Origin of the sequence: uncultured Veillonella sp. (genome assembly GCF_934230905.1) — a bacterium.
In the GTDB taxonomy this organism is placed as follows: Bacteria; Bacillota; Negativicutes; order Veillonellales; family Veillonellaceae; genus Veillonella.
On record NZ_CAKQFJ010000011.1, the window covers coordinates 24,412 to 47,895 of the forward strand.

19 protein-coding genes, 1 tRNA gene and 2 other RNA genes are annotated in these 23,484 nt (G+C 38.2%); all 22 read left to right on the forward strand.

The genetic code is table 11. The features are described from left to right. The first annotated feature begins 3 nt into the window (after positions 1-3). A complete protein-coding gene (gene aspS, locus Q0E20_RS04380) occupies positions 4-1,806 on the forward strand; it encodes an aspartate--tRNA ligase (protein WP_295996841.1) in 1,803 nt (600 codons plus the stop codon). Between the two features lie 99 nt (positions 1,807-1,905). Next, a non-coding RNA gene (gene ssrS / locus Q0E20_RS04385) (6S RNA) lies at positions 1,906-2,078 on the forward strand. Positions 2,079-2,107: 29 nt separating this feature from the next. Then, on the forward strand, positions 2,108-3,412 hold the full coding sequence (locus Q0E20_RS04390; protein WP_295996936.1) for a replication-associated recombination protein A: 1,305 nt from the start codon (positions 2,108-2,110) through the stop codon (positions 3,410-3,412). Positions 3,413-3,489: 77 nt separating this feature from the next. Beyond that, entirely contained in the window at positions 3,490-6,144 is a 2,655-nt protein-coding gene (locus tag Q0E20_RS04395; protein WP_295996844.1) for a DNA translocase FtsK, read from the forward strand. 13 nt (positions 6,145-6,157) lie between these two features. Next, the gene (locus Q0E20_RS04400; protein WP_295996847.1) at positions 6,158-6,610 is read left to right on the forward strand and encodes a helix-turn-helix transcriptional regulator; all 453 of its coding nucleotides are present in this window, start codon (positions 6,158-6,160) and stop codon (positions 6,608-6,610) included. A gap of 34 nt (positions 6,611-6,644) precedes the next feature. After that, a complete protein-coding gene (locus Q0E20_RS04405) occupies positions 6,645-8,519 on the forward strand; it encodes a YgiQ family radical SAM protein (protein WP_295996849.1) in 1,875 nt (624 codons plus the stop codon). Beyond that, positions 8,516-9,553 carry an ABC transporter substrate-binding protein gene (locus Q0E20_RS04410; RefSeq protein WP_295996851.1) on the forward strand — a complete coding sequence of 346 codons (1,038 nt, stop codon included), beginning with the start codon at positions 8,516-8,518 and terminating at the stop codon, positions 9,551-9,553. The genes Q0E20_RS04405 and Q0E20_RS04410 overlap by 4 nt, the downstream gene beginning before the upstream one ends. 67 nt (positions 9,554-9,620) lie before the next feature. Then, positions 9,621-10,967 (forward strand): 30S ribosomal protein S12 methylthiotransferase RimO, encoded by a 1,347-nt coding sequence (rimO, locus tag Q0E20_RS04415; RefSeq protein ID WP_295996854.1) that lies wholly within the window; start codon positions 9,621-9,623, stop codon positions 10,965-10,967. Between the two features lie 63 nt (positions 10,968-11,030). After that, entirely contained in the window at positions 11,031-12,281 is a 1,251-nt protein-coding gene (locus Q0E20_RS04420; RefSeq protein ID WP_295996857.1) for a competence/damage-inducible protein A, read from the forward strand. Further along, on the forward strand, positions 12,281-13,324 hold the full coding sequence (gene recA / locus Q0E20_RS04425; protein WP_295996859.1) for a recombinase RecA: 1,044 nt from the start codon (positions 12,281-12,283) through the stop codon (positions 13,322-13,324). The genes Q0E20_RS04420 and recA overlap by 1 nt, the downstream gene beginning before the upstream one ends. A gap of 54 nt (positions 13,325-13,378) precedes the next feature. Next, positions 13,379-13,831, forward strand: a complete 453-nt coding sequence (locus Q0E20_RS04430) for a regulatory protein RecX (protein WP_295996861.1) — start codon at positions 13,379-13,381, stop codon at positions 13,829-13,831. Between the two features lie 127 nt (positions 13,832-13,958). After that, positions 13,959-15,503, forward strand: a complete 1,545-nt coding sequence (gene rny / locus Q0E20_RS04435; RefSeq protein WP_295996862.1) for a ribonuclease Y — start codon at positions 13,959-13,961, stop codon at positions 15,501-15,503. 171 nt (positions 15,504-15,674) lie between these two features. Next, a complete protein-coding gene (gene dnaG, locus Q0E20_RS04440) occupies positions 15,675-17,432 on the forward strand; it encodes a DNA primase (protein WP_295996864.1) in 1,758 nt (585 codons plus the stop codon). A gap of 21 nt (positions 17,433-17,453) precedes the next feature. Beyond that, on the forward strand, positions 17,454-18,614 hold the full coding sequence (gene rpoD / locus Q0E20_RS04445; protein WP_295996867.1) for an RNA polymerase sigma factor RpoD: 1,161 nt from the start codon (positions 17,454-17,456) through the stop codon (positions 18,612-18,614). A 137-nt stretch (positions 18,615-18,751) separates the two neighbouring features. Beyond that, positions 18,752-19,090 (forward strand): 6-carboxytetrahydropterin synthase QueD, encoded by a 339-nt coding sequence (gene queD, locus Q0E20_RS04450; RefSeq protein ID WP_295996870.1) that lies wholly within the window; start codon positions 18,752-18,754, stop codon positions 19,088-19,090. Beyond that, on the forward strand, positions 19,065-19,727 hold the full coding sequence (locus Q0E20_RS04455) for a radical SAM protein (protein WP_295996873.1): 663 nt from the start codon (positions 19,065-19,067) through the stop codon (positions 19,725-19,727). The genes queD and Q0E20_RS04455 overlap by 26 nt, the downstream gene beginning before the upstream one ends. 1 nt (position 19,728) lies before the next feature. Next, the gene (gene folE, locus Q0E20_RS04460) at positions 19,729-20,292 is read left to right on the forward strand and encodes a GTP cyclohydrolase I FolE (RefSeq protein WP_295996876.1); all 564 of its coding nucleotides are present in this window, start codon (positions 19,729-19,731) and stop codon (positions 20,290-20,292) included. 109 nt (positions 20,293-20,401) lie between these two features. Further along, positions 20,402-20,476, forward strand: a tRNA-Ile gene (locus tag Q0E20_RS04465). Between the two features lie 80 nt (positions 20,477-20,556). After that, entirely contained in the window at positions 20,557-21,297 is a 741-nt protein-coding gene (locus Q0E20_RS04470) for a class I SAM-dependent methyltransferase (RefSeq protein WP_295996878.1), read from the forward strand. A 26-nt stretch (positions 21,298-21,323) separates the two neighbouring features. After that, positions 21,324-22,430, forward strand: a complete 1,107-nt coding sequence (locus Q0E20_RS04475; RefSeq protein ID WP_366509624.1) for a Nif3-like dinuclear metal center hexameric protein — start codon at positions 21,324-21,326, stop codon at positions 22,428-22,430. A gap of 127 nt (positions 22,431-22,557) precedes the next feature. After that, positions 22,558-22,914: RNase P RNA component class A (gene rnpB / locus Q0E20_RS04480), an RNA gene on the forward strand. 41 nt (positions 22,915-22,955) lie between these two features. Continuing rightward, positions 22,956-23,288: a co-chaperone YbbN gene (locus Q0E20_RS04485; RefSeq protein WP_295996884.1), complete on the forward strand. Its 333-nt coding sequence runs from the start codon at positions 22,956-22,958 to the stop codon at positions 23,286-23,288. Positions 23,289-23,484: the final 196 nt, after the last annotated feature.

Sequence of the window (23,484 nt, forward strand, 5' to 3'; positions counted from 1 at the left end):
AGAATGGAAACAATGAAAGGCTTACACCGTACACACGGGTGTGGCACTATTTCTGAAGCAGAAGTAGGTAAAGAGGTTGTATTATGTGGTTGGGTTGAACGTCGTCGCGACCACGGTGGTTTAATCTTCTTGGATTTGCGAGATCGTTCTGGTATCGTTCAAGTTGTAGCATCCCCAGATCATAATGTGGAATCTTTCCACAAGGCTGAAGATGTTCGTAATGAATATGTGCTTTGTGTACGTGGCAAAATTACAAAACGTGATGAAGAAGCAATCAATCCTAATTTGCCTACAGGCGCTTATGAAATGTATTGCGAAGAACTTCGTGTATTGAATTCTGCGAAAACACCTCCATTCTATATTCAAGACAACATCGATGTAGATGAAAATATTCGTTTAAAATATCGTTATCTTGACTTACGCCGTCCAGAAATGCAACGCAATTTGATTTTGCGTCACAAGGTAACAAAGGCTATGCGTGATTTCTTCGATAGTCGCGATTTCCTTGAAATCGAAACACCTATGCTTACAAAATCTACACCAGAAGGCGCGCGTGATTATCTAGTACCTTCTCGTGTTAATGCAGGCACATTCTATGCATTGCCTCAATCTCCACAAATTTTCAAACAAATTTTGATGGTAGCTGGTTATGAAAAATATTTCCAAATCGTACGTTGCTTCCGCGATGAAGATTTGCGTGCAGACCGTCAACCAGAATTTACACAACTTGACTTGGAAATGAGCTTCGTTGATGAAGAGGATATTTACGCACTATTGGAACAAATGGTTGCAGAAGTATTCAAAAAGACATTGGGCAAAGAAATTCCATTGCCTATGCCTCGTATCACATGGGATGAAGCGATGGATAAATACGGTTCTGATAAACCAGATCTTCGCTTTGACATGGCTTTCACAGATGTAACTGAACTTGTTAAAGATACTGAGTTCAAAGTATTCCGTTCTGTTATCGATAATGGCGGTATCGTAAAAGGTATCGTAGTACCTGGTGATGCAGGTATTCCTCGTCGTGAACTCGATGATTTGGTAGCATATGTAAATCGCTATGGCGCTAAAGGTTTGGCTTGGGCATGTTTCAATGAAGACGGTTCCATTAAATCCCAAATTATGAAGTTCTTAGGTGAAGACACAATCCGCAATATCGGCGAAAAAATGGGCGCTAAAGGTGGCGACCTCGTATTGATGATTGCTGATAAACCAGCAACTGTTGCTCGTGCACTTGGTGAGTTGCGCCTTGAAATGGCTCGTCGTATGAACATGATTGACGAAGATAAATTGGCTTTCACATGGGTAACGGATTTCCCTATGTTTGAATACAATGAAGATGAAAAACGCTATGTTGCTATGCATCATCCATTCACAATGCCTCGTCATGAAGATCTTGATAAATTACAATCTGATCCTGGTAGCGTAAAAGCAATCGCTTACGATATGGTATTGAACGGCGTTGAAATCGGTGGCGGTTCTTTGCGCATTTACCAATCCGATGTACAAGAAAAAGTATTTAAAGCAATCGGTTTATCCGAAGAAGAAGCTAAATCTAAATTTGGTTTTATGCTTGATGCATTTAAATATGGTGCACCACCTCATGCAGGTTGTGCATTTGGTCTAGATCGTCTTGTGATGTTGATGGCTAAACGTCAATCTATCCGTGATGTAATTGCATTCCCTAAAACACAATCCGCTTCTGATGTCATGAGTCAAGCTCCATCCGAAGTAGAACTTAAACAATTAAAAGAACTACATATTAAAACAGATGTAGAGGAAGAAGAACAATCCTTAGTATAATTGAAGAAAACATATTACAAAAGGTCCGCAAGAGTTGTTAATTTTTTAAATGTCAAGTCTTGTAAATGACAAATCTTTCTGCTACTATTTATGTAGAAGATATCCCTGCCATGTGCGTGTGATATCGCAGTTTTGAGCCAACACATTTTATTCGGGAGTCCGGAACTCTTGTCTGAACGTTACGCCCCCACGGGACAACTGAAGGATGAGGAGGACACCCACCTGCTATTGCAGGATCAAAACGCGGTACATTACGGCATGGTGGGGCTTTTTTGTATGTAAAAATATGGATGGAGATAGTATGGATAGTTTATTTGATGTCTTACCGACAAATAAATATGAGCCATTACCGGTGCGAATGAGGCCGACGGAACTTGATCATCTTTATGGTCAGGAACAAGCGGTGGGAAAGGGAACATTCCTTCGCGCTATGGTAGAAAAGGATACAATACCATCTATGTTGTTTTATGGACCTTGTGGTACTGGTAAAACGACACTAGCTGGCATTATAGCTAAGATGAGCAATAGCTATTTTGTTAATTTAAATGCTACAAATGCCGGTATTGGTGAGTTGCGAAATATTATTGAAGAAGCGCGTAAACGTGTACGTTCTTTACAACAACGGACTATTTTATTTCTTGATGAAATACATCGATTTAATAAAAGTCAACAAGATGTACTTTTACCTTGTGTTGAAGACGGTACGATTATCCTCATTGGAGCAACTACAGAAAATCCGTTTTTTGAAGTCAATCGCCCATTATTATCACGGTTAAGGCTTATTACATTAGAGGCATTAACTCCTAAAGCTATTAGTCAGATTTTAAAACGAGCACTTACTGATAGCAAAGTGGGCTTAGGAGACCGTAAATTACAGGTGAAGAATGAATTGCTCGAAGACATTGGCATTTTTGTTAATGGTGATGGGCGTATGGCGCTCAATATTTTAGAACAAGCTGCGGCTATGGTACATGATGGAGACGAGATAACGTTAGAAATTCTAGAAAAGGTTGTAGGACGTCGAATTTATACATACGATAAAAAAGGTGATAGTCATTACGATACAATTTCCGCTTTTATTAAAAGCATGCGCGGGTCGGATATTCAGGCTACACTTCATTATTTGGCACGTATGATAGAAGCAGGAGAGGATCCTAATTTTATTGCTCGACGCATTGTTATTTGTGCAGCTGAAGATGTAGGCTTAGCAGATCCACAGGCTTTAATATTGGCTAATGCAGCAGCACAAGCCGCACATATGGTTGGGTTCCCAGAGGCTCGTATTATTTTATCTGAGGCGGCTTGTTATGTTGCATTGGCTCCTAAGAGTAATTCCGCATATTTAGGTATTGATGCAGCTATTTCAGATGTGCGTCATAAAGACTGTGGTCAAGTACCGGATCATTTGCGAGATAGTCACTACAGTGGTGCTAGTAAGCTAGGTCATGGTTTAACTTATAAATATGCTCATAATTATCCAAAGGGCTATGTTAAACAACAATATTTGCCAGATCCTCTTGTTAAAGTCGAATATTATAAGGGCGTTAAACGAGGTGTAGAATATAATCTTTTGAAAGATTGGCATGACAGATGCAAAGATAAATAGAATAGTCGATATATGGTATAATATAAAGATAGTTTACAATAGATTTTTATATTAAAGTAAGGGGTTTGTATATAATTATGGCAGAAGAGAAAAAGACTTCTACACGAGGGCGGACGCCTCGTAAAAAACGAGCGACACCGACACCAAAAAAGGAAGGATTTTCACTGCGTAATGAAGTGAAAGGTATTATTGTTATTGGGATTGCTGTATTAGCCTTATTAGGCTATTTTGGCTTTGATTTAGGTATTGTAGGTGAAGTATTAACGGGGATATTTCGCTATGGATTTGGCTTTGGGGGAGTTATTCCATGCATTGCCTTATTATGGCTTGGATGGCGATTGTTATATCAAAGTAAATTTATGTCTATTACACGGCGTGGTATTTTGATAACCGTATTTTATTTATTAGCCATAACGATGGTTCCGCTTTTCCGGGTGCCTGTAGGTGATGAACTGGCGACTACGGCACTTGCAGATCAAGGTGGTGTTGTGGGCGGTTTCTTGGCTTCCTTTATACGAACTATGTTCGGTGAAGTTGGCGCCATTATTGTTGTGGCCGTAATTATGCTTTGTTGTGGGCTTCTTATTACGCGATTATCATTGGGGAATGGTTTACGCAAGGCTGCTGACAAGACTCAAGTGGGACTAGATAAGGCAAAAGAGGTAGCCGTTGAAAAAGTAGCGGTAGCTAAAGAGGTTCTTGAAGATTGGAATGAGCAACGAAAAGAGGCAGCACAGCGTAAAGCGTATGACCGTGAAAAGGACACACGATATGCTAACGCTGCTCAAAATGCTGTAGAGGCTCTTGAAAACAGAGCTGTTGTAGCTGCTAATGATGAATATGAAGTCGAGCCAATTGATACACATACACCTTCTTCTTGGAAGGAACTAGCTGAGTTAGAGGCTCGTAATAGAGCGGCAGAACGATTAGCACAAATCTCCGAAGAAGCTGGTGATGCCGTTGATAACAATGAAATCCATACTGATAATATCGATAATAATTCAAAAGGACTATCTACATGGCTTCATGATCATGATGAAGAACAAGATGATATGCATAGTACAGGCGAATCGAATCCAGAAGAGTACTCCTATCAATCAACAACTATAGGGCCTCTTGAGACAAACCATGCGGCGATTGCTAGCGCCGTACCTGGTACAGGTGCTGCTGCTAGTTCTGTTAGCGCTGGTGCAGGCATGAGTTCTATGCCATTATCTGTACCATCCTTGGCAAGTACAGCTGAAGACACCGCTCAAGTAGCTGTTTCTAAAGATGGGCAAATTCATAGAACCTATGATAGACCATATCACTTCCCAAGCCTTGATATTTTGGCGAAAGGGGAGGTTGGTCAAAATAATAATGAAGAGGTCGCATTTAATGCGATGCGTCTAGAAGAAGTATTATCTAGTTTTGGTATTTCAGCTAAGGTAGTTAATGCTACGCAAGGACCAACAGTAACTCGCTATGAAATTGAGCCTGCTCAAGGTGTTAAAGTAAGTAGAATTGTGAATTTAACAGATGATATTGCATTGAATTTAGCAGCTCAACATATACGTATGGAAGCGCCAATCCCGGGCAAATCTGCTATTGGTATTGAGGTACCTAACACAAAAACAGAAGCAGTTCATTTACGAGATGTACTAGATTGCAGTGACTTTAAAGAGGCCCGCGGTGGTATTCCTGTAGGCCTTGGTAAGGACATTGCAGGTAAGCCTGTGATTACAGATTTAGCTAAAATGCCACATCTATTGGTGGCTGGTACGACAGGTTCTGGTAAATCGGTATGTGTGAATACATTGATTTCCAGTATTCTCTTTAGTCGCAAACCAGAAGAGGTTAAGCTGCTACTCATTGACCCTAAAATGGTTGAGTTATCTGTTTATAATGGTATTCCACATTTGATGGCACCAGTTGTAACGGACATGAAAAAAGCAGCAGCTGTATTGCGTTGGGCAGTTCGTGAAATGGAAGCTCGTTACAAGGCTTTTGCTGCATCTGGTAAACGCGATGTTAAAAGTTATAACGAAGCTCATCCTAAAGAAGCAATGCCACTTATTGTATTAATTATTGATGAGTTAGCTGACTTAATGATGACCGCTCCAGATGATATTGAAGAATCGATTAGTCGATTAGCTCAGATGGCACGTGCTGCAGGTATTCATATGGTATTAGCTACACAACGGCCTTCCGTTAATGTTATTACCGGTTCTATTAAAGCTAACGTACCGAGCCGTATTTCATTTGCTGTAGGATCTCAAATTGATTCTCGTACGATCCTTGATATGGCAGGAGCCGAAAAGCTTTTGGGCAAAGGGGACATGTTGTTTTCGCCAATTGGTGCTAATAAACCAATTCGTGTACAAGGGGCTTTTATCTCAGATGATGAAGTGGAACATCTGGTAGAGTTTGTTAAACAACAGAGAGAACCTGAATATGATGATACGGTAACAGCTGAAGCAGATAAGGAAACTGCAGCTCAAGATAATGAAGAACAAGATATTTATCGTGATGAGTTATTGGAAAGAGCTGTAAATCTTGTGATGGAATCTGGACAAGCATCTGTATCTATGTTGCAACGTAGATTCCGTATTGGCTATACACGTGCGGCACGCCTTGTAGATACTATGGAGGATCTTAAAATTGTAGGCCCTAATATGGGGAGTAAAGCACGAGAAATTTTAATGAGTCCAGAACAGGTGAAAGCTCGATATTTCTCTGATTCTGAAGAATAGAAAGGGATTTGCTGTGGCTGAGTTAGGTGAAGAATTACGTCGTGAACGAGTGCGTAGAAATCTCACATTTAAAGATATTGAACAAGTACTTCATATTAAAACAACCTATCTAGAAGCTATCGAAGATGGAAATTATGCAATTATCCCAGGACGTGTATATGCGAAAGGATTTATCCGTAATTATGGAAATTATCTTGGTCTTGATGGGGAACGTCTAGTGAAAGTCTATCAAAATCAAGTGGGTGAAGTAGATACCTTTACAATACGTCCTGTTATGCGACAGAAAAAACAGGAGACTATTAATTCTGTGCAAAGCGAGTATGTAGAACATCAGATGGCAAAACGTCGTATGTCTCTTGAAACAAGACAGAAAAAGCGACAACGGTCAATAGAACAAGAACGCATTATGCTTGGTATTATTGCTATATTCATGGTGTTATTTTTGATATGGTTATTTTTATTCTAAGATACATCGTTACATGTAAAGGAAGGTTATATTGATGGATACATTTTTAGTTACAGACCGCGCAGATATGGAAGCGCGTGGTTGGGCAGAGCTTGATTTTGTGCTCATCAGTGGCGATGCCTATGTAGATCATCCATCTTTTGCGCCTGCCGTAATTGGTCGCTATTTAGAATCCAAGGGGTATCGTGTTGGTATTATTGCCCAACCTGATTGGAATGATGTTAATGCCTTTAAAAAATTAGGAAAACCTCGTCTGGCCTCTCTTGTTACAGCGGGAAATTTAGATTCCATGCTTAATAAATTTACGGCGGCAAAAAAAATCCGTCGTGAAGATGATTATTCACCTGGTGGTGAATCGGGTCATCGTCCAGATAGAGCAACCTTGGTATATTCAAACCGCATGAAGGAAGCTTATCATGATGTACCTCTTATTATCGGAGGTATTGAAGCCTCATTACGACGTTTTGGACATTATGATTATTGGTCTGATACGGTACGCCGATCAATTCTGGTAGACTCTAAGGCTGATGTACTTATATATGGTATGGGCGAATTGCAGATTATAGAATTGGCAGAAGCATTAGACCAAAATCGATTTAAAGAGTCTTTACCTCATATAAGAGGTATTTGTTATATGTCAAAAGAAATTCCATCAATTGAGTGTGTTGAATCTCCTTCCTTTGAAGAAATAAAAGCGGATAAAATAGCATTTGCTGATGCATTTCGCATTCAATATGATGAGCAAGATCCATTTTATGGACGGCCTATTGTACAAAAGCATGGTGATCGTTATGTAGTACAAAATATTCCTGCATTACCATTAACACAGGAACAAATGGATGCTGCATATGATTTGCCATATACTCGTAAATGGCATCCATCGTATGATGATAAAGGTGGTGTTCCTGCATTAAGCGAGGTGCAGTTTAGCCTCGTTAGTCAACGTGGTTGTTTTGGTAGTTGCTCTTTTTGCGCTATTACTAATCACCAAGGTCGTATTATTCAAAATCGTAGTCATCAGTCTTTGATTGATGAAGCGAAATTGATGATTAATATGGATGGATTTAAAGGATACATACATGATGTAGGTGGTCCGACGGCCAATTTTAGACACTTGGCCTGTGATAAACAGGCCGTCTTTGGTGCTTGTAAAGGCCGGACTTGTGCGGCTCCTATACCTTGTGAGAACTTGAATACTAATCATGATGATTATATTGCATTACTTAGAAAATTACGGAAATTAAAGGGTGTAAAGAAGGTTTTTGTAAGATCGGGATTACGTTATGATTATGTTTTAGCTGATAATAATAAAGCTTTTGTAAAGGAGCTTTGTCAATATCATGTGAGTGGTCAACTGAAGGTTGCACCTGAACATGTGTCGAAACGTGTAACCAATATGATGGGGAAGGCTGGAAAAGAAGAGTTTTTGACCTTTAAGAAGTGGTTTGAAGAGGCTAACCATGAATTAGGAAAAAAACAGTATTTAGTCCCTTATTTTATGAGTTCTCATCCCGGATGTACACTAGAGGATGCTATAGAATTAGCTGAATTTTTACGCGATCAGCACATGTATCCAGAGCAAGTCCAAGATTTTATTCCTACACCAGGAAGTCTTTCAACGTGTATGTATTATACAGGAATCAATCCTCTCGATGGTAAGCCCGTTTATGTGGCTAAAAAAGGACGTGATAAGGCTAAGCAAAGAGCATTGATGCAGTATAAAAATGTTGAGAATTATGACCTTGTAAAAGAAGCGCTTATTGAAGCGAATCGTCGTGATTTAATTGGGTTTGGTCCTGAATGCCTAATTCCACCTAGACCGATTGGTCAGGGGAAATCACAAACTCGTAGGTCATCGTCTCAAACAAACGGCAATAAAAGAGGACGTAAAAGGAGATTCACGCGATGAAACGATGGATAGCATTTAGTGTTTTAATGCTTTTTGTTATAGGCATGATGGGGTATGGTCTATATTTTTATCGGGAAGAGCAAATTGAAAAATCGAAAGCTCCTGTTCGTGGTGAAATTACAGTATATACCGACTTACCTAATAATTTAACAACACTATTAGCTGATAAATATTTAGAGGAAAAAAATATAAAAGTTAATATTATGCCTCTTACAGAAGAACAGATGGCGCAACGTGTTTCCTCTAAATTAGCAGATTCATCGGGTGATGTAGTTATTACATCTGAGGATAATCTTGTTGTAGGTGCTAGTAGAGATAAATTTGCTCCCATTGTAAATGAACGTATAGATGAAGTATTGGATAGATTAAAGGATCCCAATGGCTATTGGGTCGGTTTATGGTACGATCCCATCGTTTTTGTACAGAATGAATCATTTTATAATAGTTTAGGACAACATATTACGACATGGGATGCGTTGCAAAAAAATGGACATTGGCGTTTGGTGATGACTGATTTTGGGGCCTCTCAAAATGCGGCTAATCTTTTGTATAATATGGTGGAATATAAGGGAGAGCCAGACGCACTTGCTTATTTATTAGCTCTAAAAACACATGTTATTCAACATTCTAAGTTCCTCTCTACCCCCGTACGTTTGACCGCTCTTGGAGAGTCGGATATTGGCATTGGGAATCTTTCTGATGCACAACAATATATTCGTCATTCCTATCCGGTGAAAATGATCTTTCCTAGTGATGGCACATCATTTTATGTAACTGGTGCAGCGGTACAAAAGAATTCCAAGCATAAAAATGAAAGTAAGGAATTTATTACGTGGTTATTATCTAGTGATACTGCTAAGTATATGATAGATAATAATTTTACCTATATATTTGCAAATCCGGAGGTAACGGAGCCTGTAGATTCATTAGGTCGTTCCGTAGTGTTATGGCCTATTAATGGGGGTTATACAGTAGAAGGAAAGGAACTTTTATTGAATCATTGGGTTAGCCAAGTACGTTTTAGAAAAGATTGATGCTTAAGTATGTATATTAGATATTTATACCATATAGTTGCATTCTATATATAAGAAAGGACTTAGAATGACCAAATCATTGGGATATATTAGCCTAGGTTGTGCTAAAAATTTAGTAGATACAGAGGTTATGCTTGGATTATTGAAAGATAATGGATATATCATTACTGATAATTTAGAAGAAGCTGACTTGATTATTATAAATACATGTACATTTATAGAAAAAGCTAAAGAGGAATCTATTAATACTATTCTTGAGGCTGCACAATATAAAGAAATAGGTCGCTGTAAGGGGCTTATTGTTGCAGGTTGTTTAAGTCAACAATATCAAGATGAATTATTTACAGAAATTCCTGAAATCGATGCTCTCATCGGTACTGGTGCATGGGATCAAGTTATGGTAGCTGTTGGGGCTATTGAGCATGGAAATCGTAGCTGTATTATGGAAAATATTACTAATATCTATGATGAACGCATGCCTCGTATTCAAACAACGCCTCGCTACAGTGCGTATGTAAAAATTGCAGAAGGATGTAACAATGGCTGTACTTTCTGTATTATTCCTAAGGTGCGTGGAGCTTTTAGAAGTCGTTCTATCGAATCTATTAAGGCTGAAGTTGAACGCTTAGCTGCATCCGGAGTTAAAGAAATCGTTCTTATTGCGCAGGATACGACTAGCTACGGCATTGATTTAAATAATGGAAAACCATTACTTACAGAGCTGCTAAAAGAGTTAACAAAGGTTGATGGTATTGAGTGGATTCGTATGCTTTATTTATATCCAACATTCTTTAGTGATGAATTGCTCGACATTATTGTTAATGAACCTAAACTTTGTAAATATGTGGATATACCATTACAACATGTGAATAATGATATTCTTAAACAAATGAATCGACGAGACTCTCGTGAGGATATTGAAAGATTGTTAAAGAAAATACGTAGTGCGTCTACTCATGTAACATTACGTACATCGATTATTGTTGGATTTCCTGGTGAAACAGATGAACAGTTCCAAGAACTTTGTGAATTTGTGAAAGATATCAAATTTGATAATATGGGTGTATTCACCTACTCACAAGAGGAAGGAACGATTGCAGGTGCTCGTGAAGACCAAGTACCAGAAGAGGTTAAAGAAGAACGCTATCATACGTTAATGTCTATACAAGCAGCTATTTCTGAAGAGAATAACCATGATTTAGAAGGTACTATTGATTATGCTATGATCGAAGAGTTAGAAGCTGGCGATAATGACACTATTTTGGCAAAAGGTCGTTTAAAATCACAAGCTCCGGATGTAGATGGGAATATGTATATCGAAGACTGTGGCGATAAGGTTAAGCCTGGAGATATTTTGCAGGTACAAGTAGAGCAAGGCTTTGCCTATGATGTGGTGGCTACAATCGTGGAATAATATGGAGTGGTGTATTAGGTAATACCAGTACTGGCACATATCTAGTGATAGGAGGTATTTACAATGATTGTAGAATTAATTTCTACAGGTTCTGAATTATTATTGGGAGACACGGTGAATACTAATGTCTCTTGGTTAGCTCAGGAGCTTAATAAATTAGGCTATACAATAGCTTATCAATCCGTGGTTGGAGATAATCCTGGTCGTATGGCTGAAGTATTTAAAAAAGCAGCTCAACGTGCTGATCTCGTGATTAGTACGGGTGGGCTAGGACCAACTCAGGGGGATATAACACGTCAAGTATTAGCCGCTTCCTTAAATCGAAGTGTTGTATATAATGATGATGCTATGGCTGAAGTACGACAATTTTTTAAAAGAGTTGGTCATGAAATGCCTGATGCAAGTCGTAGAGAGGCTATGTTGCCTGATGGTTCTAGTGTATTAGTGAATCCTGTTGGTGTTGCACCAGGTGTAGTAACCGTAGATGGCGATGTGACTTATATTCTATTACCCGGACCTCCAGGTGAGATGAAAGGGATGTTTACAGAAAGTGTAGTACCTTACCTCCATAAGCACTTTGGCTCACAAGGTGTTGTAACATCTTATCGATATGGTGTTTACAATATTCGTGAAATTGATTTAGAAGAGCGCGTTATGGATTTGATTAAACAACAGTCAAATCCGACTATAGCCTTGTTGATAAAAAAAGGCTATATTGAATTGCGTATTACTGCAAAGGCTGCATCTTTAGAAGAAGCACATAGATTATTAGATCCATGGGATGAAATCATCCGTCGTCGTTTAGGTGTGTTGATTGGCCGTAAATTAGATGTTTCTATGGAAGAAACATTAGGTAATATATTAAAAGAATCGTCGGCTACCATTGCTACGGCAGAGTCTTGTACATCTGGTTTAGTTGGTAAATTATTAACTAATGTAAGTGGTAGTAGTGATTATTATATGGGTGGTATTATATCTTATAGCAATGATGTAAAACATCGAGTGTTAGGTGTGCCACAAGAGTTGCTCGATACATATGGCGCTGTCAGTGAACAGGTAGCAAAGGCGATGGCTGAAGGCGCCAAAAGGGTATGCAGTACGATGTATGCGGTATCTACAACGGGTATAGCTGGCCCTGGTGGCGGTACACCAGATAAACCGGTAGGCCTCGTTTGGTTTGGTGTAACTGGTCCACAGGGAACTGTTGCTCACAAGGCTAATCTTATTGGTAATCGAGAAGATATTCGCCAAAGTGCGGCTGAATTAGCATTATATTATATGAATTTATATATTCAAGAAAAAGGGGATAAATAATGGCTGTTGATGGTAGACAAGCAGCGTTGGATAACGCATTAAAACAAATAGAAAAAGATTTTGGTAAAGGGGCTATCATGCGCCTTGGTGAAGCGGCAGACCGTATGAACGTTGAGGTTATTTCCTCTGGTTCTCTTGCGATTGACCTTGCTGTAGGTGTAGGAGGGTTTCCTCGTGGTCGTGTTATTGAAATATATGGTCCAGAATCATCTGGTAAAACAACCGTAGCTCTTCACGCAGTAGCAGAAGCACAAAAACAAGGTGGCGTTGCTGCATTTATTGACGCAGAACATGCAATGGACCCAATCTATGCGCGCAATCTTGGTGTAGATATCAATAATCTTTTAATTTCTCAACCAGATAATGGCGAACAAGCTTTAGAAATTACAGAAGCTCTTGTTCGTAGTGGTGCTGTAGATATCGTTGTAGTTGACTCGGTTGCTGCATTGGTACCTAAAGCAGAAATTGAAGGAGAGATGGGCGATGCCCACGTAGGTCTTCATGCTCGCTTGATGAGTAAAGCATTGCGTAAATTAACAGGTACTATTAATAAAACAAAAACTGTTGTTATCTTTATTAACCAATTGCGTGAAAAAGTGGGCGTAATGTTTGGTAATCCAGAAACAACGACAGGTGGTCGTGCTTTAAAATTCTACTCCTCTGTACGTCTTGATGTACGTAAGGGTGAGTTGATTAAGGCCAATAATGAAAATGTAGGGGCCCGTACAAAAGTTAAGGTTGTTAAGAATAAGGTGGCACCTCCATTTAAAACTGCTGAATTTGATTTGATGTATGGTCAAGGCATTTCTAGAGAAGGTACTCTTATTGATATTGGTACCAATATGGAAATTATAAAAAAATCTGGTGCTTGGTATTCCTATAATGGGGAACGAATGGGACAAGGTAAAGAAGCGGCAAAACAATATCTCTTTGATAACCCTCAAGTAGCAGAAGAAATTGATCGTATCATTCGTGATACATTGGCAGCTGAACCAGAAACATTTGATGTTGTTGGCGAAGATGCTACTCCAGAAGAAGAGTAATCGATATAGCATATAAAAAGGGCTACTGTGTAGCCCTTTTTCATTGAGGTTATTATGTTAGATGATATGTTTACAGAAGAGGAAAAACAGGCCGCATTAGATCAAGCGTATCGATTCCTTGCACAGCGCTTTCTAAGCTCTTATGAGCTTCGACAAAAGATGAACCGCAAACAGATTTCATCGGAGCTCATCGACTACGTAGAAGAACGGTTGATTTATTATGATTATATTAATGATGAGCGTCTGGCGAAACAGGTTGTATCCTATTTGATGAGAGAACAGAAATATGGTGCCTATCTTATAAAGCAAAAAATGAAGCAGAGAGGTCTTGACGTGCCTTGTGATATTGAGAATTATAATGAAATGGCAGTCGCTTTTCGAATCGTAGATAAAAAATATGGTGAGTCTATAGACGATATTCCACGTATAAAAATAATGAATTTCCTAAAAAACAGGGGATTTTCTATGAGCACTATTACTAAGGTTTGCGAGGCCTATCAATCTTGACAGAATAGGCTTTCAAGAATAAAATTAAAATAGCCTTATAAATATATATTGTATTATAGGTTATTAATTTTATATGTTAAAAGTCTGGAAACAAGGGGTGTAGAGCCCGTATGTGAAGATACAGGAGGTGAGACTGATTTTAGAGTATAGTCTGATTGCAGTTGTCATGGTGTTAATTGGACTAGGGGTAGGCTATTTTTTACGAAAAAATATTGCTGAAGGAAAACTGAATCAAGCTGAACAAGAGGCTGAGCGCATTATTGCAAATGGTGAGCGTATGGCCGAGTCTAAAAAGAAAGAAGCTTTATTAGAGGCGAAAGAAGAAATTCATAAGCTACGTTCTGATGTGGAACGAGAAAATAAAGATCGGCGTTCTGAATTACAACGTATGGAACGCCGTATTCTTCAAAAAGAAGAATCTTTGGATAAAAAATTAGACAATATTGAGCACAAAGAGGAAGCTTTACATCGTAAAGAAGCTGACTTAGTTCAAAGCAAAGAAAAAATCGATGCTTTGTATGAAAAGCAAATGTCAGAATTAGAGCGTATTTCTGGCATGACTTTTGAGGAAGCTCGGAATATCTTGTTAACAAACGTGGAACAAGAAATCCGTCATGAAACAGCTATCATGGTAAAAGAAATGGAACAGCAAGCTAAAGATGAAGCAGAGAAGAAAGCCAAAGAAATTATATCTGGTGCTATTCAACGTTGTGCTGCTGACCATGTAGCAGAAACAACAGTTTCTGTTGTAGCATTACCAAATGATGAAATGAAGGGACGTATTATTGGCCGTGAAGGGCGTAATATTCGTGCTTTAGAAACATTAACCGGTATTGATCTGATTATTGATGATACGCCGGAAGCTGTAATTTTATCGGGATTTGATCCAATTCGTCGTGAAGTTGCACGTATTGCATTGGAAAAATTAATTGTTGATGGTCGTATTCATCCTGCTCGTATTGAAGAAATGGTGGCAAAGGCTCGTAAAGAGGTAGACCAAACAATTAAAGAAGCTGGTGAACAAGCTACTTTTGAGGCTGATGTTCATGGCTTGCATCCTGAAATTATTAAAATTTTAGGACGTTTGAAGTATCGTACTAGTTATGGTCAAAATGTGTTAAAACATTCTATTGAAGTATCCCATTTAGCAGGTCTCATGGCTGCAGAACTTGGCTGTGATGTGACATTGGCTAAACGAGGTGGTTTAATTCATGATATTGGTAAGGCGTTAGACCGTGAAATAGAAGGTTCTCATGTGGAAATCGGGGTCGATGTAGCCCGTAAGTATCGTGAAGGTGCAGCTGTAATTAACTGTATTGGGGCTCATCATGGTGATGAGGAGTTCCAAACTGTAGAAGCTGTTCTCGTAGCAGCAGCAGATGCTATCTCTGCAGCCCGTCCAGGTGCACGTAGAGAAACATTAGAAAATTATTTAAAACGATTATCTAAATTGGAAGAAATCGCTGAATCTTTCGAAGGCGTTGAAAAGTGCTTTGCTATTCAAGCCGGTCGTGAAATTCGCGTTGTAGTAAAACCGGATAAGATTGATGAAGCTGAGTCTACATTACTTGTTCGGAATATTGTAAAACGCATTGAATCTGAATTAGAATACCCTGGTCAAATCAAAGTTGTTGTAATTCGTGAAACACGCGTTGTAGATTTCGCTAAATAGGCATTATATCTAAAATTGTAGGCTGCAATCTTGTATTGCAGCCTATCCTTTTTAATTGTGGTTTGTTAGTTTAGAGGAATTTTGAAAGTTTTATCGAATATAGAATTATAAACACTTTTTGTATATGATTGTATAGTCGATAAAATGAGATAGAAGTAGGGAGGTGTTCTGGTGAGTCGATATTTTGAGAATGAATTAATTGAACAAATTAAAGAGGCTAATGATATCGTATCCGTTGTATCAGAACACGTTACCTTGAAGAAAAAAGGTAAGAATTATTGGGGATGCTGTCCATTTCATAATGAAAAAACACCATCCTTTAGCGTGGCTCCTGATAAGGGATTTTATTATTGTTTTGGTTGTCATGCATCAGGAAATGCCATTAAGTTTTTGATGGAGCTTGAGGGGATAACTTTTGTAGAGGCTTTGGAACGACTTGCTAATCGGGCCAATATACCATTACCAGAGGCTAAACTTTCACCGGAAGTACGGGCTAGAGAAGAACGCCGTAAGAAATTATACGAAACTTGTGAGTTAGCAGCGAACTTTTTTCATAATTGTTTGCTTAAAACTTCGCTTGGTAAGGTTGGATTAGAGTATCTTAAAAAGCGGGGCCTAACAGATGAAACCATAGAAACGTTTAAATTAGGTTTTGCTCCCGATGGTTGGGATAGGTTATATAAGGCCTTCAGAGAACGGGGCATTGAAGAATCGATTCTACTTGAGCTTAATTTGATTCGTAAAAATGATAAAGGACAGGCTTATGATTTCTTTCGGAATCGAGTTATGTTTCCTATTATGGATGGTAAAGGTCGTGTAGTGGGCTTTGGGGGCCGTGTTATGGATGATAGCACGCCGAAATATTTGAATTCTCCTGAATGCCAAATTTTTGAAAAGGGGAAAATTCTATTTGCCTTTGATAAGGCCTATAAATCGATACGTGAACAAAAACAAGCTATTTTAGTAGAAGGTTATATGGATGTTATTTCTGCCCATAATAAGGGGGTTACTAATGTAGTTGCTTCATTGGGAACGGCTTATACAAAAGATCATGGCCATATTTTGATGCGTCAAGCAGATGAAATTATATTGGCATATGATATGGATGGTGCAGGAAGGCAAGCTGCTGCACGGGCTATTGAATTATTGCAGAATACAGATTTTAAGGTTCGTGTATTGGCCATGCCGGACGGTAAGGACCCAGATGATTATGTGAGGAATCACGGTGGCAAAGCCTTTAAAGCATTGGTAGAAAAGGCTGTTAAGCCACTCGATTATTTATTAAGTGAGTCGCTTATTAAGCATGATACGAATGATGCAGAAGGCAAACAGGCAGTGATGCAAGATATATTCCCATTTATTTCTAATATTCACAGTCAAACGGTACGAGATGATGCGTTAAAGGCGCTGGCGTTACCATTATGGTTAGATAATAGTACTATATTTCGTTATTTTAGAAATTATACTCAAAAGGGTAATATTGAATTGGTAGATGAAAAGACTACACAGCCTAAAAAGATTGTTAGTGGTGATGAAGAGTTATTAATGGCTCACATCATTACAAATCCAAAGGCTTTACAAGAGGTGATTCAATATTTACCATTAGAGGACTTTCAAAATATTCAATATCGCGGTATAATAGAAAAGATATACACCCTATTTACTCAAACTGGTCGATATCAGCCGGAATCTGTGGAGGACGTATTAACGCCTCAAGAATATGAAGTTTTTTCACGGCTTATGATAATTGAGACAAATGAGGCTGTACCTGTACTTATCCGTAAAATACGGCTACATTCCCTACGGGAACAATATAAAATGCACTCAATTTTAGCCGATCAGTTAAAACGTGCAGGAGATTCGACATTTATTAGCGAATTACATAAATGTCAGGAAATACAAAATCTAATTAGAGAATGGTCTAAATAGTAATTAATAAAGGAGAGCGCTGTGGCTAAGAAAGTACAAAAAAGTCAAATTGAGGAGATTGTGGCACAACTTCTTGAAAAAGGCCGTAAAAACGGTGTCTTGACACAATCAGAAATTTCAGATGCTCTTCATGAGCAAACTGAGTTAACAGCAGAGCAATTAGATGATATTTATGTGACTTTCAACAAATTAAATATCGAAGTTGTTTCCGATGTTGATGACGACGATAAAGATGATGCCCTTGAACCAGAAGATGATGAGGACAGTGATGTTTCGTCCGAAAAGAATATTTCTATTGATTTAAGCGTAGATGCTAGCGTTAACATTGATGACCCAGTTCGTATGTATTTAAAAGAAATTGGGCGAGTTCCATTGTTATCTGCTGATGAAGAAATTGTATTAGCAAAACAAATTGAAGCAGGCGCAGAGGAAGATGCGACATATAAAGAAATTCAACTTAGTAAAAGAGCTAAGAAGAAATTGGTAGATGCTAACTTGCGTCTTGTTGTAAGTATTGCTAAACGTTATGTTGGTAGAGGCATGCTATTCTTGGATTTGATTCAAGAAGGTAATTTAGGCCTAATTAAAGCAGTAGATAAATTTGATTATACAAAAGGTTATAAATTTTCTACATATGCAACATGGTGGATTCGACAAGCCATTACACGGGCTATTGCCGATCAAGCGAGAACTATTCGTATTCCAGTTCACATGGTTGAAACGATTAATAAATTGATTCGTATTTCTCGACAATTATTGCAAGATAAAGGTAGAGAACCAACACCAGAAGAGATTGCTGAAGGTATGGGAATTACTGCTGAACGTGTTCGTGAAATTCAAAAAATTGCACAAGAGCCAGTATCTTTGGAAACACCAATTGGTGAAGAAGAAGATTCTCACTTGGGGGATTTTATTGAAGACCAAGATGCAGTAGCACCGGATGATGCAGCTAGTTATATCTTGTTGCAAGAACAAATTGAAGACGTATTTACTTGTTTAACCGATCGTGAGCAACAAGTGTTGATTCTACGTTTTGGTTTGAAAGACGGTAAACCGCGTACACTTGAAGAAGTTGGTCAACACTTTAATGTAACTCGTGAACGTATCCGTCAAATTGAAGGTAAAGCATTAACGAAATTACGTAATCGTGGTAAACGCGATAAAATTAAAGATTTCTTATAAAATTAAAATACAGTCCCTTTCAACGTGACCTATTTATATAATAGCGTATTACATGTTGAGAGGAACTGTATTTTTTCGTATGTAGTAGAGCATGATATAATAAAAATAAAGGTTACACATATACTAAAGGAGTTTTTATGTATACAGTTATTAAACGGTTAGAGGTGAGTGCATCTCACCAATTAAAATTGGATTATCCTAGTAAATGTCAAAATCTACATGGTCATAATTGGATTATTACAGTACATGCACGCAGTGAAGCATTAGATCACAATGGTATGGTTATCGACTTTACAATTATTAAAGAAAAGATACATGGACGTCTAGATCATAAACATATTAATGATGTGTTAGGGGATATTAATCCCACTGCGGAAAATATGGCGAAATGGATTGCTGATGAATTAGGTCCAAAATGCTTTAAGGTAGAAGTACAAGAATCAGAAGGAAATGTTGCTATCTATGAACGTGATTGAAATATTCGCATCCATTGATGGTGAAGGTAAGCGACAAGGGTTTTTGACTACCTTTTTACGTCTCCATGACTGTAACATTCGCTGTTCCTATTGTGATACATTGTATAGTTATGGTGATAACAGTACTTTTGAAAGTATGAATGTACAGGCTGTTGCTGATACTATTGAGCAATTAGGTAATTATCGTATTACTATCACTGGTGGAGAACCACTTTTACAGGAAATAGCTGTTATTGAACTCATTGATGAATTGACGAGTCGCAATCATCAATATGATTTCAATATAGAAACAAATGGTACTATCATACCAAGCTTTCACCGAAATAATGTATGGTTCACCTACGACTATAAAACACCATCATCATTAGCAGAAGATGCTATGAGTTTAGATATATTTAAGGTGGCAACACAGGAAGATATTATTAAATTTGTAGTTGGTTCTATTCAAGATTTAGATCGTATGGATGAGATTTTAAAAATATATCCTACGAAAGCACAAATTTTCGTATCTCCTGTATGGGGACATATAGAAGGGGCTACGATTATTGAGTATATGAAAGCCCATAATTGGCAAAACGTTAGATTTCAGCTACAAATTCATAAATTTATTTGGGACCCTGATGCGAAAGGAGTATAATATGGACACAAATCGAATAGAATCTTTGGTGTATCAATTATTGGAAGCATTAGGGGAAAATCCTAATCGTGAAGGCCTTGTAGAAACACCCAAACGTGTAGCTCAAATGATGGAAGAAATGTATGAAGGTATTCAATATACGAATGCTGATATTGCTAACATGTTTGGTAAAACCTTTGATGTAGATACGAATCAGATGGTAATCGTTAAGGATATTACATGCTTTTCTCATTGTGAACATCATATGGCCTTGATGTACGACATGAATATCAGCATTGGGTATATCCCTCGTGGCCGAGTCATCGGCTTGTCCAAGATGCCACGCATTGCCGAAATGTGTTGCAAACGATTACAGCTACAAGAAAAAATTGGTGAAGATATTGCCGAAGTCATTTCTATTGCTACCGGCACTGATGACGTTATCGTTCACATCACTAGCTCGCATAGCTGCGTCAGCGCCCGCGGCGTAAAATCAGCCAACAGCAAAACAACAACACTAGCTACAAAAGGCATATTCGAACAAGACGATATGATCAACCGATTTCTAACACTAAAAAACGCATAGGCGAATGTATTCTGTCTGAGCCCGGAGCACCGTAGATACTGAAAATTTTTGCTCACATAGATAACTTGACGTACCTAAGAATTTTCAGTATAATTTTATACGCAAGCTTGGGCCTATAGCTCAGGGGTAGAGCAACCGGCTCATAACCGGTCGGTCCCTGGTTCGATCCCAGGTGGGCCCACCAAACTTGTATAAATTGAATCAATAAACCTGCTCCACTGGGGGCAGGTTTTTTGTTATAATTATAATGTAAATGAGGTAGTTATGAAAGCAAGACCTATGATGAATCGGTTAGAATCCGTCTTTGATATTGTTCCTATGGCAGATACTATTGCTGATATTGGGACAGATCATGGCTATTTAGCTGTTGAATTAGTTGTGCGGGGGAAAGCTAAGCGCGTTATTGCTGGAGATGTACATAAAGGCCCTCTTTCATCAGCTGAGTCCTATATTAAATCTAGAGGGCTTAGTGACGTTATTGATTGTCGACTTGGTGATGGTTTACAGGTTACTAAGAAAGGTGAATTAAATGGCGCCATTTGTTGTGGCATGGGTGGATTTTTGATGCGTGATATCGTTGAAGAAGGACCGGAGTTGCTTGAATTTTACGTGCTGCAACCACAGAATGGGCAGGCTGAACTGCGTCAATATATGGTGAAAAAAGGGTATTGTATTCTAAAAGAAATCATTATGAAAGATATGGGGAAAATATATACTGCATTTTTAGCTGTTCGACAAGATTTGGTTAATCATAGTTCACATTATAGTAATATGGATTTTGCGAATATGAACTATACTGTTTATGATAGACTACCTTTTACATCTATTCTTTGGTCTGTAGGAGGGGTATTAGAAAAAGAGAAACCGGCTTTGTGGAATGAATATATAGATTATTTAATTTATCAACGCCAGTGTGCTTTAGATGGAATGTCAAAAGAACTTTCACATACGGAAAAATATAAACAATTACAAATTGAAATAGACGAATTAGAAAGTGTACGCTGATATATAGATAGGCAAGGAGTGATATGATGGTTACGGCCAAACAAATTATAGAATCTATGGAACAATGGGCTCCACTTCATTACGCTGAATCTTGGGATAATGTGGGACTTATGCTGGGGTCGAAACAACGTAGTATATTTAAAATTATTACGACTCTCGATATTACACTTGAGGTTGTAGAGTATGCGATAGCTGAACAGGCTCAAATGATTATCAGTCATCATCCATTTATCTTTAAAGGGTTAAAATCGTTAAATTTAGATAGTCCTCAAGGGACTCTAATCGAGCGTCTTATAAAAAATGATATTGTTGTATATAGTGCACATACGAATTTAGATATTACACAAGGCGGTCTTAATGATATGTTGGCGAACCGCTTAGGACTGATACATGTGAAAGGGTTTGTACCTACTGGACAAGATGTGTTGTATAAAATTACTACCTTTGTACCAATAGATACAGCTGATGTCGTACGTGAAGCCATGGCGAATGCTGGTGCCGGACGCATTGGCAATTACGAAGCATGTAGCTTTAGTTTTGCTGGTGAAGGTAGATTTAAAGGCAATGATGAATCGAATCCTGTTATTGGAGAGGTTGGATCTATGACGATGGTGCCTGAAATAGCTGTTAATGTTATTGTAGATGATTGTCATAAACAGGCTGTTATTGATGCTATGAAATTAGTACACCCTTATGAGGAAGTAGCTTATGAAGTAGTTAATTTACAGGAACCTAATATAGGTCGTACATTAGGCCGTATTGGTGAGTTGCCTGAAACTATGGATTTTGAAAGCTTCCGTGAATATCTACAAGAATCTTTGCCGTATGCTAATTTAAGATTTGGGGGCCTAAAAAAAGATAACATTAAAACGGTAGCTCTTTGCTCTGGCGGTGGTGCAGAATTCATTAGAAATGCTGTGATGGCAGATGCGTATATAACGGGAGATGTAAAATATCATGATGCACAGCTTGCTAAAGAGTTGGGATTGCTTGTTGTAGATGCTGGACATTTTGGTACAGAAGAAATTGTAGCTGATGGTATTCGTGATTATTTATTGGATCAATCGGCTCGATGTCATTGGGATGTCATTGTACAATCCTTTGAAAAACAAATTGATTTTTTCTTTGAATGAGGTGTATACGAACTCAAAAAGAATTGAGTTTTTATAGCGGTATAGAAAGAGAACTTTTCTTTTAACTGTTTTAACAGTAAATTCTCAATATTGTTGCATAGAGTATAGAGCTATGATAAACTGAATTGAAGCAAGTATGAAAGACGATTGCGAGTCTATCAGATTCGAGGAAAGTCCGAGCTCCATAGGGCAGGATGCCAGATAACGTCTGGCGAGGGTGACCTTAGGGAAAGTGCCATAGAAAAGGAAACCGCCACATAAGTGGTAAGGGTGGAAAGGTGAGGTAAGAGCTCACCAGCAGTCTGGTAACAGGCTGGCTCGGTAAACCCCATCCGGAGCAAGACCGAATAGGGAAGGGTTAAGGGTGGTCCCGCCTACCTTCCGGGTTGTGTCGCTCGAGCGTACAGGCGACTGTATGCCTAGAAAGATAATCGTCACTGCGTAAGCAGAACAGAACTCGGCTTAATGATTGCTTGCTTCTTACATGATGTATATCAATAGTTAACTATAAAAGGAGGCCTTTCGATGGCTATTACTGCTATTACAAGCGTAGAACAATTTGATGAATTAGTATTAGGTTCTAAAGAGCTCGTTATTGTAGATTTTTGGGCAGGCTGGTGCGAACCTTGCACTGTTATGCGTCCTGAAGTAGAAGCAGTAGCAAAAAGATTAGAGGGCCGCGTTAAATTCTTTAGCGTAGATGCAGAAGATAAGGCTTTGCGTCCTATTCTATTGAAAGAAGATGTAGAAGGTATTCCTTCTATGGTATTCTTTAAAAATGGTAAATTATTAGATCGCCTTGCAGGTTATAAAAAAGCTGACGTACTAGAATCTTTGATTAATGAAGTTATTAAATAACGCAAATTAATAAGAACACCTGACTAGATAGTTGTAGATATTATCTGATTGGGTGTTTTTTCTTATCATTTCTTTTAATATACATACATAATGTCATGGTTTTATATAATTTAAAATGATATAATAAATTATCCGAGGTGTAATATCTCTCAGTAGTTATAGTTGATTAGGTAATATTTATATATTGCTGCAAAGT